The sequence below is a fragment of the Pseudomonas sp. NPDC087817 genome (genome assembly GCF_044742875.1).
Classification (GTDB): Bacteria; Pseudomonadota; Gammaproteobacteria; order Pseudomonadales; family Pseudomonadaceae; genus Aquipseudomonas.
On sequence record NZ_JBIUVJ010000042.1, the window covers coordinates 3532 to 19478 of the forward strand.

A 15947-nucleotide genomic window follows, 5' to 3' on the forward strand; every position below is an offset into this window, starting at 1 on the left:
GATGTGTGAAGGAATGCAAAACCCTGTGGGAGCGAGCCTGCTCGCGAAAACGGAGTGTCAGGCGACATTGATGTTGGATGTGCTGGCCTCATCGCGGGCAAGCCCGCTCCCACAGTGATCTGCGTTGAAATGCAGATGTGTGAAGGAATGCAAAACCCTGTGGGAGTGAGCCTGCTCGCGAAAACGGAGTGTCAGGCGACATTGATGTTGGATGTGCTGGCCTCATCGCGGGCAAGCCCGCTCCCACAGTGATCTGCGGTGAAATGCAGATGTGTGAAGGAATGCAAAACCCTGTGGGAGCGAGCCTGCTCGCGAAAACGGAGTGTCAGGCGACATTGATGTTGGATGTGCTGGCCTCATCGCGGCAAGCCCGCTCCCACAGTGATCTGCGTTGAAATGCAGATGTGTGAAGGAATGCAAAACCCTGTGGGAGCGGGCTTGCCCGCGATAGCGGAGTATCAGACGACAATAATGTTGAATGTGAAGACCCCATCGCGAGCAGTCTCGCTCCCACAGTAGATCTACAGTGTTTGTAGAATTCTCGAGGCGGGGAGGCGTAAATGCCTCCCCGGTTCGTTTTTGGAAACCACATGAATATTCTGATCGTTGGGCCCAGTTGGGTCGGTGACATGGTGATGGCGCAGACACTGTTTCAGTGTCTCAAGCAACGCCACCCGCAATGCGAAATCGACGTGCTGGCCCCCGAGTGGAGCCGGCCGATCCTTGAGCGCATGCCTGAAGTGCGCAAGGCCTTGAGCTTTCCGCTCGGCCACGGCGCGCTGGAGCTGGCGACCCGTCGACGCATCGGCAAATCCCTGCGCGGCCAGTACGACCAGGCGATCCTGTTGCCGAACTCGCTGAAGTCAGCGCTGGTGCCGTTCTTCGCCGGTATCCCGAAACGCACGGGCTGGCGTGGCGAATTCCGCTACGGCTTGCTCAATGACGTGCGCACCCTCGACAAAGAACGCTATCCGTTGATGATCGAGCGGTTCATGGCCCTGGCTTACGAGCCGAACGCCGAGCTGCCGAAACCCTATCCGCGCCCGAGCCTGCAAATCGACTCGGTCACCCGCGAAGCGGCGCTGGCCAAGTTCGGCCTGACCCTCGACCGCCCGGTGTTGGCCCTGTGCCCCGGCGCCGAGTTCGGTGAATCCAAGCGCTGGCCGTCCGAGCATTACGCCAAAGTCGCCGAAGCGCGGATCCGCGAAGGCTGGCAGGTGTGGCTGTTCGGTTCGAAGAACGATCACGCCGTGGGCGAAGACATCCGCGCGCGGCTGATTCCCGGCCTGCGTGAAGAGTCGGTCAACCTCAGCGGCGGCACCTCGTTGGCCGAAGCCATCGACCTGATGTCCTGCGCCGACTCCGTCGTCTCCAACGACTCCGGCCTGATGCACGTCGCTGCTGCCCTGAACCGCCCGCTGGTGGCGGTTTACGGCTCGACTTCACCGGGCTTCACGCCACCGTTGGCCGAACACGTCGAAGTCGTGCGCCTGGGCCTCGATTGCAGTCCGTGTTTCGACCGTACCTGCCGTTTCGGCCATTACAACTGCCTGCGCCAGCTGATGCCGGACGCGGTCAACGATGCCTTGCAGAAATTGCAGGGCTCCGTGGTCGAGGTTCATTAAGTTGCGGGTATTGCTGATCAAGACTTCATCGCTGGGAGACGTGATTCACGCGTTGCCGGCGCTGACCGACGCGGCCCGGGCAATCCCCGGGATCAAGTTCGACTGGGTGGTGGAAGAAGGCTTTGCCGAGATTCCGACCTGGCACCCGGCCGTTGGCAAAGTGATTCCGGTGGCGATCCGGCGCTGGCGCAAAAATATCTGGCAGACGATCAAGAGCGGCGAGTGGAAACGCTTCAAGCAATCGGTTCGCGCGCAGAAATATGATTTGGTGATCGACGCCCAGGGCCTGCTCAAAAGTGCCTGGTTGACCCGTTACGTCAAAGCGCCGGTAGCCGGCCTCGACAAAGGTTCGGCCCGCGAGCCGATGGCGGCGCGTTTCTACGACCGCAAACTGGCCGTGGCCCGTGGTCAGCATGCGGTCGAGCGCGTGCGGCAGTTGTTCGCCATTGCGCTGGGTTACGACTTGCCCAAAGGCTTGGGCGACTACGGCCTTAACGTCGAGCGTCTGGTCGAACTGCCGCGCAAGAACGCCTTTGTGGTGTTCCTGCATGGCACGACGTGGGACACCAAGCACTGGCCGGAAAGCTACTGGCGCGAACTGACCGAGCGGGTCGGTTATCTCGGCGTCGGTGTCAAATTGCCGTGGGGCAATCCGCTGGAGAAGGCCCGTGCCGAGCGGATCGCCGCCGGTTTCAAGCACGCCGAAGTCTTGCCGAAACTGAATCTGGCCGGTGTCGGCAAAGTGCTCGCAGGGGCGCAAGCCTGTGTGGCGGTAGACACGGGTCTTGGCCATTTGGCCGCGGCGCTGGACGTGCCGACCATATCGCTGTTCGGCCCGACCAACCCGGGCCTTACCGGCGCCTACGGCAAATTGCAGATTCACCTGGCCAGCGATTTTCCGTGCGCGCCGTGCCTGCAAAAGAAATGTGCCTATCAACCGACCGCGCAGGATGCCCGTCAGTTTGACCTGAAACGCGAGCAGCCTCTGTGCTTCACGCGTCTGAATCCCGAGCGTGTCGCCAGCCGACTGAGCACGTTGTTAATGGCTGAGGAGCTGCGCTGATGCAATTGGCATTCGTCCTGTACAAATATTTCCCGTTCGGTGGCTTGCAGCGCGACTTCATGCGCATCGCCCTCGAATGCCAGAAGCGCGGCCACCAGATCCGCGTCTACACGCTGATCTGGGAAGGCGACGTGCCGCCCGGTTTCGAAGTGCTGGTGGCGCCGGTCAAGGCGTTTTTCAACCATCGTCGTAACGAGAAACTCACTGCGTGGATGGAAGCGGACCTGGCCAAGCGTCCGGTGGACCGGCTGATCGGTTTCAACAAGATGCCCGGGCTGGATGTCTATTACGCCGCCGACGGCTGCTTCGAAGACAAGGCGCAAAACCTGCGCCATTCGCTGTACCGTCGCTGGGGCCGCTATCGCCACTTCGCCGAATACGAGCGCGCGGTGTTCGCCAAAGACGCGAAAACCGAAGTGCTGATGATTTCCGAAGTGCAGCAGCCGCTGTTCATCAAGCATTACGACACGCCGCTGGAGCGCTTCCACCTGCTGCCGCCGGGCATTGCCCAGGATCGTCGCCGCCCAGCGGATGCCGATGAAATTCGCGCCGGATTTCGCGCCGAATTCAACCTCAAGGACGATGACCTGTTGCTGGTACAGATCGGCTCCGGGTTCAAGACCAAAGGCGTCGATCGCAGCCTGAAAGCGCTGGCCGCATTGCCGGCGGAACTGAAGAAACGCACCCGGCTGTTTGTAATCGGCCAGGATGACCCCAAATTGTTCCAGATGCAGAGCGCGACTTTGGGGTTGGGCGACAACGTGACGTTCCTCAAGGGCCGCAGTGATATTCCGCGGTTCCTGCTCGGCGCCGACCTGTTGATCCACCCGGCCTACAACGAAAATACCGGTACAGTGCTGCTCGAAGCGCTGGTCGCCGGGCTTCCGGTGCTGGTCAGCGCCGTCTGCGGCTACGCCCATTACATTGCCGAGGCGGATGCCGGGCGAGTACTGGACGAGCCGTTCGACCAGGCGCAGCTGACGCAATACCTGACCGATATGTTGAACGACGACGCTGCACGCGCGGCCTGGAGCCGCAACGGTCTGGCCTTCGCCGAGACGGCCGACCTTTACAGCATGCCGCAGCACGCGGCCGATGTGATTCTGGCGGAGCGCGCTTAATGAAGTTGATGCTGGCTGAACCGTTCAAGAGCCTTTGGGCCGGACGGGACCCGTTCGCCGAGGTCGAAGGCTTGCAGGGCGAGGTTTACCGCGAGCTGGAAGCCCGCCGGACGCTGCGCACGGAAGTCGATGGCAACGGTTTCTTCGTGAAGATTCACCGTGGCATTGGCTGGGGCGAGATCTTCAAGAACCTGCTGACCGCCAAGCTGCCGGTGCTGGGCGCGGGTCAGGAGTGGAAAGCCATCCAGCGTTTGCAGGAAGTCGGCGTGCCGACCATGACCGCCGTGGCGTATGGCGAAAAGGGCAGCAACCCGGCCGATCAGCATTCGTTCATCGTTACCGAAGAGCTGGCGCCGACCATCAGCCTCGAAGACTTCAGTATCGACTGGGTCAAGCAGCCGCCAGAGCCAAGACTCAAACGTGCGCTGATCGCCGAAGTGGCGCGCATGACCGGCATGATGCACCGCGCCGGGGTCAACCACCGCGACTGCTACATCTGCCACTTTCTGCTGCACACCGACAAGCCGATCACCCCGCAAGACTTCAAGCTCTCGGTGATCGACCTGCACCGTGCCCAGACCCGCGCAAAGATCACTCAGCGCTGGCGCAACAAGGATCTGGCCGCCCTGTACTTTTCCGCTTTGGACATCGGCCTGACCCGCCGCGACAAATTGCGTTTCCTCAAAGGCTATTTCCAGCAACCGTTGCGCCAGATTCTGGCGGAAGAAGCTCCGCTGCTGAACTGGCTGGAAGGCAAGGCCAACAAGCTCTACGCGCGCAAGCAGCGTTACGGGGATGCGCTCTGATGGCGGGTTGGACTCTTGAGCCGCAGTACAGCGATCTTGCCGAAGACTTCGGCAGCCTTCAGGCCGTATTCGCCCTGCAAGGCGAGCGGCTGACCCGCGATCCGTTGTCCGAAGTCATTCGCGTGCAACGCAACGGCGTCAACTATTACGTCAAGCGCTACGTCGGTGCCGGCAAGGGCTTGCGCCGTTACCTCGGCAAGCCACGAGTGAAGATGGAATGGCAAAACCTCAAACGCTTCGCCAAGTGGGGCATTCCCACCGCTGAAGTGGTGGCCTGGGGTCTGGAGCGACGCGGCGCGGCGTACGACCGTGGGGCGATGATTACCCGTGAACTGCCGCATACCGAAGACCTTGCGGCCTTCGCCGAGCGCAAGGATCCGAGGCTCAAGGATCGCGCCTGGGTCGATGGCATCAGCCGGCAGTTGGCGGGTTATACCCGAACGATGCATGATCACCGTTTTACCCATAACGATTTGAAATGGCGCAACCTGCTGATCGACGATCAGGCGCGCGTATTTCTCATCGATTGCCCCAACGGCGAGTTCTGGCGCGGCTTCTGGCTCAAGTATCGGATCACCAAGGATCTGGCCTGTCTCGACAAGCTCGCCAAATATCACCTGTCCAATACCCAGCGCCTGCGTTTCTATAAGCAATACCGCCAGTGCGATCGGCTGAATACGGCCGACAAGAAACGGATTCGGCACGTGGTGAGATTTTTCGAGGGACGTGAATGACTGATTTTCTGGCCGAAGAGGACCGTGCGTTGCTTGAGCGTCACGGTCTGGGCACTTTTGACGCGTTGTGGGCCAAACAGCTTGAGGCGGTGGACGAACCCAATACCGCCCGTGGCGGCTGGAGCAGCGTGTTTCGTCTGGATCTGGAGGGCCAGGGTTTCTACCTCAAGCGCCAGAGCAATTACCTGACCCGCACCTTGCACGCGCCGTTTGGCGAGCCAAGCTTTGCCCGTGAATTTCGCAATATCAGCCGCTATCGCAAGCTCGGCATTCCCGCGCTGCAAGCGGCGTTTTTTGGTCAGCGCAAAGTCGATGGCGAAGTCCGGGCAATTCTGCTGACGCGCGCCCTCGACGGCTGGAGCGATCTGGAGTCGTTGTTGGCGCGCTGGACTCAGCTCGCTACTGCACAGCAATCGGCGATTCTCAAGGCCTGCGGGCTGCTGGCGCGGCATCTGCACGGCGTGCGTCAGGTGCACGGTTGTTTCTATCCAAAACACATTTTTCTGCAAGCCAGTGGCAACGGGTACCAGGCGCAATTGATCGACCTGGAAAAAACCCGGCCACTGCTATTCGGCATGCGTGACCGGATCAAGGATCTGGAGCCGCTGCAACGCCGTGCCCCGGAGTGGAGCGAGGCGCAGTTGCGCGAATTGCTGGCGGCGTATCTCGACCAGCCGACCGACAGCTCGCTGCTCGACAGTTGGCTCGCCCGGCTGACCGCGCGCCGTAGTCACAAGGAGACCCGCTGATGCAATTGTCCGAGCTGGCCGCTGCCGGGCGCACCCCGCAACTGCCGCTGACAATAACGCTGGCCGATGCGGCCGGCACCGCGGACTTGCAGTTGCTGAGTCTGTTGCGTGTTTTGCCGGGGCAACGCTACGTCGGCGCTGGCGTCTGGCGTGGGCGTCCGGTGCTGGCCAAGTTGCTGGTCGGCAGCAAGGCGGCCCGGCACTTTCAGCGAGAGCTGGAAGGCGTGCGCTTGCTGGCTGCTCAAGGCCTGACGACACCGTTGCTGCTGGCTGATGGCCTGAAGAACGCTGAGGGCGGCTGGCTGCTGTTCGATTTTCTTGAGGGTGCTGAAAGCCTCGGCGACGCCTGGACGAAAGTCGAGGCGCTGCCGATGTTGGCGGATGAGCAATCCGCGGTGCTGGCCGAGGCGCTGGGTGCGATTGGCCGGTTGCACGGTAAAGGGCTTTGGCAGGAGGACCTGCACCTGGACAATCTGCTGCGTCACGGCGGGCAGTTGTATTTGATCGACGGCGCGGGCATCTGTGTGGAAACCGCCGGACAGCCGTTGTCGCGGCAGAAAGTCCTGGAAAATCTCGGTGTGTTTTTCGCCCAGTTGCCCAAGGCGCTTGAACCGTTCACCGAAGAACTGCTGGTGTATTACCTGCTGAGCAACAGCGAGCACGCGCTGCCACTGGAAGCCTTGCAGAAACAGATCGACAAGGTTCGCCGCTGGCGTCTGAAGGATTACCTGATCAAGGTCGGTCGCGAATGCACGCTGTTCAGCGTTCGGCGGGGAGCCTTTGGTTTGCGCGCGATCCGTCGCGAGGAAGAGGCGGCAATGCTGCCGGTGCTGGAACAGGCCGATCAGTTGCTGGACAAGGGGCATCTCTACAAGACCGGCGGCGCCGCGAGCGTCGGCAAGGTCGACGTGGAGGGGCGCGCGCTGGTGATCAAGCGCTATAACATCAAGGGCTTCGCCCATTGGCTCAAGCGTTTCTGGCGCCCGAGTCGTGCCTGGCATTCGTGGCGTGAGGGCAATCGCCTGGCGTTTCTCGGCATCGCCACGCCCAAGCCGCTGGCGGTGCTGGAAAAGCGCTTTTTGTGGCTGCGCAGCCGTGCATATCTGGTCACCGAGTTCCTGCCGGGGCCGGACATCATCGAGCGCTTTGCGCCGTATGTTGAAAGTGGTGATGCTCCGGAAGCGGAGTTGCAGGCGCTGGATCAATTGTTTGCCCGGTTGATTGCCGAGCGCATCAGTCATGGCGACTTCAAGGGCCATAACCTGTTCTGGCAGAACGACCGCTGGGCGCTGATCGATCTCGATTCGATGTGCCAGCACGGCTCGGTGAACACCTTTGCTGGTGCCTATGCGCGGGATCGGGCGCGTTTCATGCGTAACTGGCCGACGAGTAGTGCGTTGTATCAGGTCATCGATCAGCGTTTGCCTAAAGATATCTCCAGCGCCGGCTGAATCGGCTCTTCGACCCTTTCGCAAGCAAGCCCGCTCCCACCCTTGGAATGCATTCCTCCTGTGGGAGCGGGCTTGCTCGCGAAGAGGTCTGTAAAAACACCGAAAATGTTCCTCGCTCAGTGAGGGACAATATTTTCTGAATGGTCCTACAGCTTCATCAGAAGCCATGAATTGTGCCCGCTTCAGCCCCGATGCTAGTTTGCCTGACGACAATGGAGGGCAAATTTTGATGATCAAAAAGGCTGTGATGCTGGGCGCTTTTTCATGGGGTTTATCAGGCTGCGGCAGTGTCCTGACTGTATTGCAGGATGATGCCGATGTCGCCCGGGACATGCGCAAGCAAAAAACCTACTGCCAATCCATTCCGCGCGTTTACAGCGGTCTGGCCTACGATTTCTGCGTGTTGAACGCACCGCCCGATCCAAGTGGCTTTCTCGCGCCATTCGTCTTGCTGGATCTGCCATTGTCCGGAGTGGCTGATACGGTTGTGCTGCCCTACACCATTTATCGTCAGGCGACTGACGGTAATCTCGGTATCTACTGGCGCACGGGCGGTTATTGAACCCACAGGCAGGGTTTATCCGATCCATTCAACCTGGGGCAATTCGCACAGGGTAATTCCCCGCATGTTTACGCTATAATCCCGCCCTTTAGCTGTTCCTCGCCCTTTGCGAGGGCACATCAATTTTCAAGGCGCATCGCGCCTGCACGCAGACTAAAGAGGCTAGACCCCTGTGGCATTGACGATTCTTGGCCTGTCCGGCGCCCTTAGCCATGATCCATCAGCAGCCTTGTACATCGACGGCAAGCTGGTGGCGGCGGCCGAAGAAGAGCGCTTCGTACGCGATAAGCATGCAAAAAACCGCATGCCCTACGAGTCGGCGAAGTTCTGTCTTGAGCAGGCCGGTATCAAACCGTCCGACGTTGACGTGGTAGCGATCCCGTTCGCTCCGATCAGTCTGTTCGGCAAGGCCCGTTGGCACTATGCCAAGCGTTACTGGTATGCCCCGGATCGCGCGCTCGATGCGATCCTGATGGGCAACCGTCGCTACAAACGCTATCGCAACAAGATCGTCTGGTGCCTGGAGCAACTGGGTTTCGATCCGAAAAAAATCAAGATCGAACCGGTCGAACACCATCTGGCCCACGCTTCCAGCGCTTACCACTGCTCCGGTTTCAAAGAGAAAACCGCGATCCTCGGTATCGACGGCAAGGGCGAGTACGCGACGACCTTTTTCGGTTATGGCGAGAACGGCAAGATCCACAAGATCAAGGAATTCTTCGATCCTGACTCCCTCGGCGGCCTGTATGGCGCGATCACCGAGTTCCTCGGTTTCGAGATGCTCGACGGCGAGTTCAAGGTCATGGGCATGGCGCCGTATGGCGATGCCAGCAAATACGATTTCTCGCGTCTGGCCTCGTTCGAGAACGGCGAGCTGGTGATCAATACCGACTACGCCAACGTGATCGGCCTGCGCCGCTATAAAGAGAAGGGCAAGGGTTTCTACTTCTCGCCGAAGCTGATCGAGTGGCTTGGTCCGAAGCGTGAAGGCGATATTGCTGACGAACCTTACATCCACTATGCCGCCAGCATGCAAGCGCTGTTCGAGAAACTGGCGCTGCAGATGATCGATCACTACCTGGGCGACGTGCTCAAGGAAACCGGCAAACTGGCGTTCGCCGGTGGCTGTGCGTTGAACGTCAAGCTCAACCAGAAAATCATCGCCCGTGACGACATCAAGGAGCTTTTCGTGCAGCCGGCGTCCGGCGATGCCGGTACTGCGGTTGGCGCGGCAGCCTATGTGTCTCATGCCCGTGGCGTGCCGGTCGAAAAGATGGAACACGTCTACCTCGGCCCGTCGTACAGCAACGAAGACGTGATCGCCGCGTGCGCTCGTCACGAGAACAAGCCTGCGTGGCGCAAGCTCGACAACATGCCGGAACAGATCGCCAAAATCATGGTTGAAGGCAATCCGGTGGCCTGGTTCCAGGGTCGCATGGAATTCGGTCCGCGCGCATTGGGCGGCCGTTCGATCATTGGCTGCCCTAGCGTGGCCGGCGTGGCTGATCGTATCAACCACCAGATCAAGTTCCGCGAGCGCTGGAGGCCTTTCTGCCCGTCGATGCTCGATACCGTCGCGCCACAGATGATCAAGATCGATCACCCGGCTCCTTTCATGACCTTCACGTTCGAAGTGGCGGAAGAGTGGAAAACCCGTGTGCCGGAAGTCGTCCACGAAGATGGCACTTCCCGGGCGCAGGTGCTCAAGCGCGAATACAATCCGCGTTACTACGACATGATGAAAGCGCTGGAAAACCTGACCGGCAACGGCGTGTCGCTGAACACCTCGCTCAACCGTCGTGGAGAACCGATGATCTGCTCGCCGACCGACGCGCTGAACATGTTTTTCGGCTCCGATCTGGAATACTTGATCATGGAAGATATTCTGGTCGTAAAAGAGGGTGTGAAAGGATACGGACTTGACTGAAACACTGATCAGCGTCGTGATTCCCGCTTACAACTATGCGCGGACCCTGCCTCGTGCAGTGGAGTCGGTATTGGCGCAGCTGGATGATGCGACGACGGATCTGTTAGTCATCGACGATGGGTCGACGGACGAAACGCCTGAAGTAGTAGAGAAACTTCTGCTCAAGCATGGCGGGCGTTTTCGTGCGTTGCGCAAAAGCAATGGCGGGCTGTCTTCAGTGCGAAATCGGGGGCTTGAAGAGACGACCGGGCAATACCTGGTTTTCCTTGATTCCGATGACGAAATGGCCCCCGGCGCTTTGGCTGCGCTGTCGCAACACATTGCCTGCAACCCTGAAAGCCTGATGGTCATCGGTGCCCACTGGTCAGTGTTCGCAGACGGCAGGCGCAGCTTGCAGGCAGCCAAGCCGTTGCCCTCGACCTCTCGTCAGCGTTTGCAGGGTTACCTGCTGGACAAGACCGTATCGATTTCCAATGGTGCGTGCGCGATGCATCGCGCTGTATTCGCTCCGGGTAATTACCCGGAGCATCTGCGCAACGTCGAGGACCTGCCAGTGTTTGCCCAGGTGCTGGCGCGTTTCCCTTGCACCGTTCTCGATCAGCCTATGGCATTGATCTACAAGCATGCCGACAGCATGCGTCATGATCTGCGCCAAAGTCTTGCTGCTGGCACGGAGCAGGTGGTCAGCGAAGTGTTTTCAAGTCGGCGCATGCCGGCAGAAATGCAGGATTTACGTCAGGCATTTCTGGCACAGCGCTGCCTGTCGCTGTTTCGCGATTGCTATTCACATGGTGAATACGCGTTGGCCAAGGGCTTCTATTTTCAGGCGTTGCGTGCCGACTGGCGCACGGTTTCGCGCTGGTCCTACACTCGCAAGGCTTTGCGGTTGTTGTTTCGGTAAGCGGTTCGCGAACACATGTGCGTACCACGTAACGAGTGTCATTGAGGTGGCTGGGTGAAAGGTACGGGCGTTAAAGTGGCAACTCGGGTCTCCAGAATCATCGATGAATACCCGGTATGGCTGGCGTTTCTGGGCAGTGTGCTGCTGTCGCTGATTGCGGTCATGGGCACCGCGACAGTCGGGCGAGATGCCGCGCTGTACATCGATATTGCGCAACAAGTTACCGAGCACGGTCCAAATGTGGCTTGGGCAACTTTCGACTGGCCGTGGTTTTCCTTTCTGCTCGCCGGCACGCATCTGATCCTGCATTTACCATTGGAACTGAGCGCCTATCTCTGGTGTGGCCTCTTCTTCGCCGGCACCAGTGCATTGATGGTGGACTGCGTACGTCAGCGTTCTGCGCACGTCACCCGCTGGGCTTGTCTGGTGGTGCTGGCAATGCCAGCGGTCAATGCCTTTCGAAATGACATCATCCGTGAATGCGGTTTCTGGTTTTTCTGCACGCTGGCGCTGTGGTTTGCATTGCGCTGGCAAACCCGTGGCGGCTGGCTACGCGCGGCGTTCATTCATCTGGCGATTATCGGAGCAGCCTTTTTCCGCCTGGAGGCGTTGCTGCTGTTGCCGGCGTTGGCGCTGTGGCAGTTGCCAAACCTCTGGTCGTCCACACGACGCCTGCAATTCTTTCAGTTTTCGCTATTACCGATTCTGGGCCTGTTGGGTATATGTGTGTCGGGCGCGCTCCTGTCGGCCCGCCTGATGCTTTATCTGGACATGATTGCGCCGCACAGTGTCTTGTCTTCGTTTCAGATGCTGTGTGATCAGTTTGCCAACTCGCTCATTAACAAGTACTCCCAGGACGAAGCCGGCCGAATCATTTTCTTTGGCATCCTGGCGACCATGACTATCAGTTTCGTCAAGTTGATGGGACCTTTCGCCGTTCCGTTCATCCTGCGCCGCAACTGGGGCGTGCTAGGCACCTACTGGCGTGACTACCGCCCCTTCGCCTGGACGGCGCTGTTGTACCTGGTGGTGCTGGTGCTGTTTTTCATCAAGCAACAGTTCATGAACACTCGCTACCTGAGCTTTCTCAACCTGTTGTTTGTGCCGGTGCTGGCGCTGGGACTGGCCGCTTTTGTTCGCGAGTTCCCGCGTTGGGGCAAGTGGCTGGTTATCGTGGGGTTGCTGGTGATGCTGTCGAACGTCATCTCCACCGGGGCCGGCAAAACCCACTATGTCGAGGCCGGGCGCTGGATGTCCTCCCATGTCGAGCCGGATGCGTCGACATACTTCGCAGATGGGCGGATCAGCTACTACGCCGGTCGCGGCTACGTGTTGCCCGTTCTGACCCAGGAAGAGGCGATGTCCACCGCCCATGCCGGCGACTATCGCTATTTTGTGATTGAGGCGAAGGGTGACGAGCCCTGGCTGAAGGAATGGCTGGAGGCGCACAAGTTGCGCATCCTCGAGCATTTCGCCAACCGCAAAGGTGCAACGCTGCTGGTCATCGGCCGCTAAGGCTCAACCCAGCAGCGGACGCAGGCGCGAGATCAGTGGCGCTTGCCGGTTGCTTGGCAGGGCCTGGCGGTAGCCTTCGATGAAGGTGTCGCCAGCGTCTTCGCCCAGCAACCATTGGCGGTCTTCTTTATAGCGCAGCAAATGGGCGAAGTTGCGCAGGCGTTTGCTGTCGCTGAGTGCGCGTCTCTGGCAGCGCAGGTCGGCGATGTCGATCAGGCCCAGTTGGTGATCGGGTGTGAGTACGACATTGCCGAAGTGCAGCGAGCGAAAATACACGCCTTTTTCATGCAATTGAGCGAAATATCCGCCCAATTGGAACCTCAACGCATTATTCCCTTCACTGCTGCCTTGCAACTGGCGCACCGTATCGCCCGCCAGCGGGCTGTAATAAACGCCATCGCGCTCGATACTCGGAATGCGATACACCGCAATGACGGTCGGACAGAGAATGCCGCGCTGCTCCAGTGCCCGGGTGTTGTCGGCAAAGCGCTGCGCATAGGGATAGAACAGCGCCGAACTGAGCAGCCGCTTGCGACGGAACAGCTTGAGCATGCGTCCATCGGCCAATCTGAGCACCTTGTCGCCGGAACCGTCGGCTTCCAATACGTGTGCACCTTCGCGCAGTGCCTCGTAAGTGCTGTGGTCAATCGATTGCATGTCTGGCTCCCCATCATTAGCGGGGTATCTTAACCGACTTGGTCAAAGGCTGGCTTGCAGTCATGTTTATCGGGGGAAAAACGCGTGTGATATCATCCCCGCCTCACTGAATTGTGCGGATCACCATGAGCAGTCCTGAACCGAAAGCCCAGTCAACGCTGGCGATCTACTTCCGCCTTTTGGCTTACGTGCGGCCTTACGCCGGTCTCTTCCTTCTCAGCATCGTCGGGTTTCTGATCTTCGCATCGACTCAGCCGATGCTCGCTTACATCCTCAAGTACTTTGTCGATGGCCTGGCCAATCCTGAGGCCAGCCTGTTTCCGGGCAACCCGTACCTGGGCAAATTGCAATTGCTCGAAACCGTGCCGCTGATGATCGTGTTCATTGCGCTGTTGCAGGGAGTGGGCTCGTATCTAGGCAACTTCTTCCTGGCTCGGGTTTCCCTGGGCCTGGTGCATGACCTGCGGGTGGTGCTGTTCAACAAGTTGCTGGAGCTGCCCAACCGGTTCTTTGACAAGAACAACTCCGGGCATCTGATTTCCCGAATCACCTTCAACGTGACGATGGTCACCGGCGCTGCGACGGACGCGATCAAAGTGGTCATCCGTGAAGGCATGACCGTGATTTTCCTGTTCTGCACCCTGTTGTGGATGAACTGGAAACTCACGCTGGTGATGGTGGCCATTTTGCCGGTCATCGGCATCATGGTGAACAGCACCAGCAAGAAATTCCGCAAGCAAAGCAAAAAGATCCAGGTGTCGATGGGCAACGTCACGCACGTCGCCTCCGAGACGATCCATGGTTACCGCGTGGTGCGCAGTTTCGGCGGCGAAGTCTATGAAAAGGACCGCTTTCGCGATGCCAGTCAGAGCAACACCGACAAGCAGCTGACAATGACCAAGACCGGCGCGGTCTACACGCCGATGCTGCAACTGGTGACGTACAGCGCCATGGCCGTGGTCATGTTCCTTGTGCTGTACCTTCGCGGTGATGCATCGCCGGGCGATCTGGTGGCCTACATCACCATGGCCGGTCTGTTGCCGAAGCCTATTCGCCAACTCTCCGAAGTCAGCTCGACCATTCAGAAAGGTGTGGCCGGTGCCGAGAGTATCTTCGAGCAGCTCGATGAGCCGGCCGAAGTGGATCAGGGTACGGTCGAGCGCGATCGCCTTGAAGGCCGACTGGAAGTGCGCAATCTCAGCTTCCAGTACCCGGACACCGACAAACAGGTACTCAACGACATCAGCTTCGTCGTGGAGCCTGGGCAAATGGTCGCTCTGGTCGGCCGTTCCGGCAGCGGCAAGTCCACTCTGGCCGGGTTGATTCCGCGCTTTTATCAGCATGAACACGGGCAGATTCTGCTCGATGGCGTGGAAGTGCAGGATTTCACCCTGCGCAGCCTGCGTCGCCAGATTGCGCTGGTGACCCAGGCGGTGACGTTGTTCAACGATACGGTGACCAACAATATCGCTTACGGCGATCTGGCCGGCGCGCCTTTCGAGGAAGTCAAACGCGCGGCCTCCGAGGCCTATGCCGATGAGTTCATCGTCAAGATGCCGCAGGGCTATGAAACCATGGTCGGCGAGAACGGAGTGCTGCTGTCCGGTGGCCAGCGTCAGCGCATTGCCATCGCCCGCGCCCTGCTCAAGGATGCACCGCTGCTGATTCTCGACGAGGCCACTTCTGCACTGGATACCGAGTCGGAGCGGCATATTCAGGCAGCGCTGGATCATGTGGTGCAGAACCGCACGACTCTGGTGATCGCGCACCGCTTGAGCACCATCGAGAAGGCCGATCTGATTCTGGTCATGGACGAAGGCCGGATTGTCGAGCGTGGCACCCACGCACAACTGCTGGAGCAGAACGGCTATTACTCGCGCCTGCATGCCAAAGAGTTCGAAGAGGGTGACGAGCCGCAGCCGGCCCACGTGACCAACGTATGCTGAGGGTGTTTCGCAGCTTTCGTGAACGTGGCTGGAGCGAAATTGACCGGGATGCCTACGCTCAAGCCTGGCTGCGTTTCGGTGGCAGCTTTGCGACGCATCCCGAGGTGGTCGAGCGACTGTCGACATTCGTCGGGATCGAACTGCGCTACCTGGGCTGGATCGTTGGCGGTGAGGTGGTTGCCGCCATTCCCTGCTGGGGGCGGCATGTGGCCTTGTCCAAGGAAGTCCTCAAGCGTGAAGGCAAGCGTGGCTTGCTCGACATGGGCAATGCGGAAATCATCCTGCCGATCGCGCCGGATGTCGTCGTGCCGGTCCGCCAGCGCATGGCGTATGTCTCCCAGATCAATGCCGAGCAGATCAGCACCCTGAAAACCCAACCGGAGGGCTTGGCCCTGGCCCGGTTGCCGGAAGAGTATTCGAAGAAGTTTCGCTACAACCAGCGTCGCGAACAGCGTCTGCTGGAAGAGGCGGGTGGCTCGCTGGTGCCGATGTCGGAGTTTTCTGCGGCAGAGCAAGCGCAGGCATATGGCGATCTGTTCCAACGTCGCTGGGGCTTCGAAGTGCCTGGCAAGGCCGGGCTCGTCGAAGTGTTCACCTTGTTGCGCGAATTCATGACCGGTTCGGTGGCCATGCTTGAATCGGCGCCGGTGGCGATTCAGGTTCTGTACCGTGTCGAGGCGCCGCAATGGGTGTCGCTGGAGTACATCAACGGTGGCGTCGACCCGCAGAGTCGCGAATTCAGCCCCGGCAGCGTACTGAGCTTCGTCAACACCCAGCAGGCCTGGGCTGATGCGCAAGCACTGGGCAAGCCGCTGCGTTATTCATTCGGTCGTGCCGACCGTGAGTACAAGGATCGCTGGTGCCACACGGTGCCGGTCTACAAGGTCTGA

At 59.5% G+C, this 15947-nt stretch carries 14 protein-coding genes; 13 read left to right on the forward strand and 1 reads right to left on the reverse strand.

Translation table 11 applies throughout. From position 1 onward, the window contains the following. Positions 1 to 590: 590 nt before the first annotated feature. The 11 genes from waaF to ACIONG_RS21665 all read left to right on the forward strand — a co-directional run bounded on the left by waaF (position 591) and on the right by ACIONG_RS21665 (position 12454). The gene (gene waaF / locus ACIONG_RS21615; RefSeq protein WP_401302592.1) at positions 591 to 1625 is read left to right on the forward strand and encodes a lipopolysaccharide heptosyltransferase II; all 1035 of its coding nucleotides are present in this window, start codon (positions 591 to 593) and stop codon (positions 1623 to 1625) included. A gap of 1 nt (position 1626) precedes the next feature. Beyond that, complete coding sequence (gene waaC / locus ACIONG_RS21620; RefSeq protein WP_401302594.1) at positions 1627 to 2688, forward strand: lipopolysaccharide heptosyltransferase I; 1062 nt, start codon at positions 1627 to 1629, stop codon at positions 2686 to 2688. Further along, positions 2688 to 3809 carry a glycosyltransferase family 4 protein gene (locus ACIONG_RS21625; RefSeq protein WP_103304613.1) on the forward strand — a complete coding sequence of 374 codons (1122 nt, stop codon included), beginning with the start codon at positions 2688 to 2690 and terminating at the stop codon, positions 3807 to 3809. Before waaC ends, ACIONG_RS21625 begins: the two co-directional genes overlap by 1 nt. Then, a complete protein-coding gene (gene rfaP, locus ACIONG_RS21630) occupies positions 3809 to 4615 on the forward strand; it encodes a lipopolysaccharide core heptose(I) kinase RfaP (protein WP_213027341.1) in 807 nt (268 codons plus the stop codon). Before ACIONG_RS21625 ends, rfaP begins: the two co-directional genes overlap by 1 nt. Beyond that, positions 4615 to 5349: a lipopolysaccharide kinase InaA family protein gene (locus ACIONG_RS21635; protein WP_103304615.1), complete on the forward strand. Its 735-nt coding sequence runs from the start codon at positions 4615 to 4617 to the stop codon at positions 5347 to 5349. The genes rfaP and ACIONG_RS21635 overlap by 1 nt, the downstream gene beginning before the upstream one ends. Next, positions 5346 to 6098 (forward strand): lipopolysaccharide kinase InaA family protein, encoded by a 753-nt coding sequence (locus ACIONG_RS21640; protein WP_213027342.1) that lies wholly within the window; start codon positions 5346 to 5348, stop codon positions 6096 to 6098. The genes ACIONG_RS21635 and ACIONG_RS21640 overlap by 4 nt, the downstream gene beginning before the upstream one ends. Continuing rightward, positions 6098 to 7549: a lipopolysaccharide kinase InaA family protein gene (locus tag ACIONG_RS21645; protein ID WP_401302597.1), complete on the forward strand. Its 1452-nt coding sequence runs from the start codon at positions 6098 to 6100 to the stop codon at positions 7547 to 7549. The genes ACIONG_RS21640 and ACIONG_RS21645 overlap by 1 nt, the downstream gene beginning before the upstream one ends. 226 nt (positions 7550 to 7775) lie before the next feature. Then, on the forward strand, positions 7776 to 8111 hold the full coding sequence (locus ACIONG_RS21650; protein WP_103304618.1) for a YceK/YidQ family lipoprotein: 336 nt from the start codon (positions 7776 to 7778) through the stop codon (positions 8109 to 8111). Between the two features lie 172 nt (positions 8112 to 8283). Beyond that, positions 8284 to 10038: a carbamoyltransferase gene (locus ACIONG_RS21655; RefSeq protein WP_103304619.1), complete on the forward strand. Its 1755-nt coding sequence runs from the start codon at positions 8284 to 8286 to the stop codon at positions 10036 to 10038. Beyond that, positions 10031 to 10939: a glycosyltransferase family 2 protein gene (locus ACIONG_RS21660; RefSeq protein ID WP_401302600.1), complete on the forward strand. Its 909-nt coding sequence runs from the start codon at positions 10031 to 10033 to the stop codon at positions 10937 to 10939. The genes ACIONG_RS21655 and ACIONG_RS21660 overlap by 8 nt, the downstream gene beginning before the upstream one ends. 54 nt (positions 10940 to 10993) lie before the next feature. Then, positions 10994 to 12454: a hypothetical protein gene (locus ACIONG_RS21665; RefSeq protein ID WP_103304621.1), complete on the forward strand. Its 1461-nt coding sequence runs from the start codon at positions 10994 to 10996 to the stop codon at positions 12452 to 12454. A gap of 3 nt (positions 12455 to 12457) precedes the next feature. Here ACIONG_RS21665 and ACIONG_RS21670 read toward each other — a convergent pair whose 3' ends face one another. Next, positions 12458 to 13111: a toluene tolerance protein gene (locus ACIONG_RS21670; protein WP_401302602.1), complete on the reverse strand. Its 654-nt coding sequence runs from the start codon at positions 13109 to 13111 to the stop codon at positions 12458 to 12460. Between the two features lie 125 nt (positions 13112 to 13236). Between ACIONG_RS21670 and msbA the strand changes: the two genes are divergently transcribed. After that, a complete protein-coding gene (gene msbA / locus ACIONG_RS21675) occupies positions 13237 to 15057 on the forward strand; it encodes a lipid A export permease/ATP-binding protein MsbA (protein WP_103304623.1) in 1821 nt (606 codons plus the stop codon). Then, positions 15051 to 15947, forward strand: coding sequence for a GNAT family N-acetyltransferase (locus ACIONG_RS21680; protein ID WP_401302605.1), 897 nt, complete (start codon positions 15051 to 15053; stop codon positions 15945 to 15947). Before msbA ends, ACIONG_RS21680 begins: the two co-directional genes overlap by 7 nt.